The following is a 2,714-nucleotide window of genomic DNA, read 5'->3' as shown; positions in this document are numbered from 1 at the left end:
ATTAAGTCCCGAGTGTGGATAATATGCTTATATGAAAATCTATAAGGATAATATTACGAATATACTTCATAAATTTAAATTTTTTAATTTATCTATAATCTTTTAAGTATAAAAGAATAGCAAAATATCTTTTATTTCCTATTAAACTCATAAATTTCTATATTCACATCTTTTTTAAAAGTAATACTAACCCTCGGGAAAATCTCTATCTGAGTATTATAAAATCATAAAAATATCAAAAAAATATTATAACAATATGAAAAATTTTAAAATTATAATATTATTATAATAAAAATTTAAAATTTTTTATGATTTGATATTAACAAATCCCAAGAGTAAGTATTATTCATTATAAAAATTTGCAAATATTTATTTTATATATACTAATAATAAAGTATAATAGTGAAGAAAAATATGGTGAAGTTTAATGGAATTATTAGATTATTTAAAAAGAGATGAGATCCTTTTTTTATGTCATCATAATGCAGACCCTGATGCTATTGGGAGTTGTGTGGCATTAAAATATTTAGCATCTCAACTAAATCCAAATGGAAATTATAGAATTGTAGCAGATTCTGTTAGTAAAATCTCAAAGAATATTTTAAACGAAATTGGTGAAAGAGTTGATATAGAACTGTATCCCAAACTTCCACAAACTGTATTTATAGTTGATACTGCCTCAATAAATCAATTAAAAGTTAATTTTGATGAACTAAAAAATAAGGATGTTATTTTAATTGACCATCACAAAAAGACAGAGTTGGCTGATATTTGCAAATACTATATAATTAAAGAAGATTATCCTTCAACATCTGAGATCATAGCAGAGATTTTTAGAGAATTAAATATATTTCCTCCAAAAAATGTTAGAATAGCCTTGTTGTGTGGAATAGTTTATGATACTAAACATTTAAAGTTAGCAAATCCAAAAACATTTGAATTAATAAGTTACTTAATAAAAGATATAAGTTTTCAAAAAATTTTATCTCTTTTATCTCAAGAGAGTGATTATAGTAAAAGAACTGCCCATTTAAAGGCGTGTAGTAGAATGGAAATAAAAGAATTTGATAAAATTAAGATAGCCTTATCCTATGTTAGTTCTCATGAGGCTTCATGTGCTAAAACCATAGTAAGTATTGGTGCAGATATTGCCTTTGTTGTGGCGGTTAGAAAAAAAGAAGGGGAAATAAGGGTTAGTGCGAGATGTAGAAAGCATGTTTCTAAGTATGTGCATTTAGGAAATCTAATGGAAAAAATAGGTAAGGAGTTAGGAGGTAGTGGAGGAGGACATAGTGAAGCAGGAGGTTTAAATGCTCCTTATGATAAAAGTAAAAGTAAAGAAAAAGTTATAAAAGAAGTTTTAAATCTTTGCTATAAAAGATTTGTAGAGGAATACAAAAAAGCTAAGAATATCAATAAAAAAATAAAATAAGATTAATAATAAAAAATTAAAATTAAAACTTAGAATGTTACTACTCTATCACTTTCTTTAACAAATGCTACTAAATCATGCATAGTTCCTAATTTTACACCTTCAATTAAGTCCTCTTCTTTTAATCCTCTCGCTTTGGAACAAGGACCACATGCTTTAACTACTGCACCAAGTTCAATAGCATTTTTTAATAATTCTAAGTAATTAGGAACTTCTGAAGGATTTTGCTCTTTTTTAGCAACATATACACCATTTTCAAGTAAGAAAATATTTACCTCTATACCCTCCAACAAAGATGTTAAAGCAAATCTTAAAGCGGAATATGCTCTTTCTTTTCCATAAGGAGCCTCTGTAATAATTACCGTAAATTTCATTATCTCACCTTATTTATTTTCTTATAACTATTCTAAATCCATTTTCAGTTTCTTCATAACTAACTACTTTATAGCCATTATTTTCAGCAAATCTTTTAATGTTTTCCAATGCTGGTTTATAATCCCCTACAACTTCTAATTCCTCTCCTTCTTTTAGTTCTTCCAATGCTCTTTTTGTCTTTAAAACAGGAATTGGGCAAATGTCTCCAGTAACATCAAGTTTTTTCATAATATCACCATAAAGTTTTTACTAAAATTAACCAAAAATAGATATAAAAAATTAATCTAAAAGAAAATTAATCACATCTTAGTTATTAAATAATCTAATGAGTAAAATTACTAATTTAAAAGCATATTTAAATTTACATATTCTGTAAATTCTTTAAAAATTAAAATAAAATAGGTGCTACGGCAGAAACTATTATTAATCCTGCTAATATGTATCCTAAAACTTTTGATACTTCACTACCAGTATATGCTCTTGTTAGATCTCTTTTTAAATTTTTTAGTTCATCGTAATCATCTTCTTTTATCTGCATATATTGGAACTTTACATTCATAACCATCCCCTTCTTATGTTATTCTCAATTATGTTCAATTATATTGTTGAAAAAAGTAATATTTATACCTTTTTGCTCATGATAAATCATTATAAATGTTTTTAATGAAAAATAATGACAAATTTGTTTTAATTTATAACGATAAATAATGATAAATTTTAAAATTATAATCTTATTCTTTTGTTGAATACTCTTCCCTCGCTAAAAATTTTTATTTTTTGATTTAGAGGATTTTAATTAGTTATTTTTTAATTTTAAGGATTTTTATCAAATTTCGGAGGATCTTCTATTTTGATTAATTTGAGTATTTAATTTTATTAAATTATTGAGATTTTTGGAAGATTTTAT

Annotated in this window: 4 protein-coding genes; 1 reads left to right on the top strand and 3 read right to left on the bottom strand. The window is 24.9% G+C overall.

Annotated elements, in window-relative coordinates; translation table 11 throughout:
• Nucleotides 1-427 precede the first annotated feature (427 nt).
• Nucleotides 428-1,432 carry a DHH family phosphoesterase gene (locus HZY31_RS02440; protein WP_297317885.1) on the top strand — a complete coding sequence of 335 codons (1,005 nt, stop codon included), beginning with the start codon at nucleotides 428-430 and terminating at the stop codon, nucleotides 1,430-1,432.
• Between the two features lie 29 nt (nucleotides 1,433-1,461).
• Here the strand turns inward: HZY31_RS02440 and HZY31_RS02435 are convergent, their stop codons facing one another.
• The 3 genes from HZY31_RS02435 to HZY31_RS02425 all read right to left on the bottom strand — a co-directional run bounded on the left by HZY31_RS02435 (nucleotide 1,462) and on the right by HZY31_RS02425 (nucleotide 2,366).
• Nucleotides 1,462-1,806, bottom strand: a complete 345-nt coding sequence (locus HZY31_RS02435; protein WP_297317884.1) for a DsrE/DsrF/TusD sulfur relay family protein — start codon at nucleotides 1,804-1,806, stop codon at nucleotides 1,462-1,464.
• A 13-nt stretch (nucleotides 1,807-1,819) separates the two neighbouring features.
• Nucleotides 1,820-2,035, bottom strand: a complete 216-nt coding sequence (locus HZY31_RS02430) for a sulfurtransferase TusA family protein (protein WP_214400443.1) — start codon at nucleotides 2,033-2,035, stop codon at nucleotides 1,820-1,822.
• Nucleotides 2,036-2,195: 160 nt separating this feature from the next.
• The gene (locus tag HZY31_RS02425; RefSeq protein ID WP_297317883.1) at nucleotides 2,196-2,366 is read right to left on the bottom strand and encodes a hypothetical protein; all 171 of its coding nucleotides are present in this window, start codon (nucleotides 2,364-2,366) and stop codon (nucleotides 2,196-2,198) included.
• Nucleotides 2,367-2,714 lie beyond the last annotated feature (348 nt).

This window comes from Methanocaldococcus sp. (assembly GCF_024490875.1).
Lineage (GTDB): Archaea > AGJL01 > Methanococci > Methanococcales > Methanocaldococcaceae > Methanocaldococcus.
The sequence above is the reverse complement of the archived record's forward strand: the minus strand, read 5'-3'. Positions and strand labels throughout refer to the sequence as shown.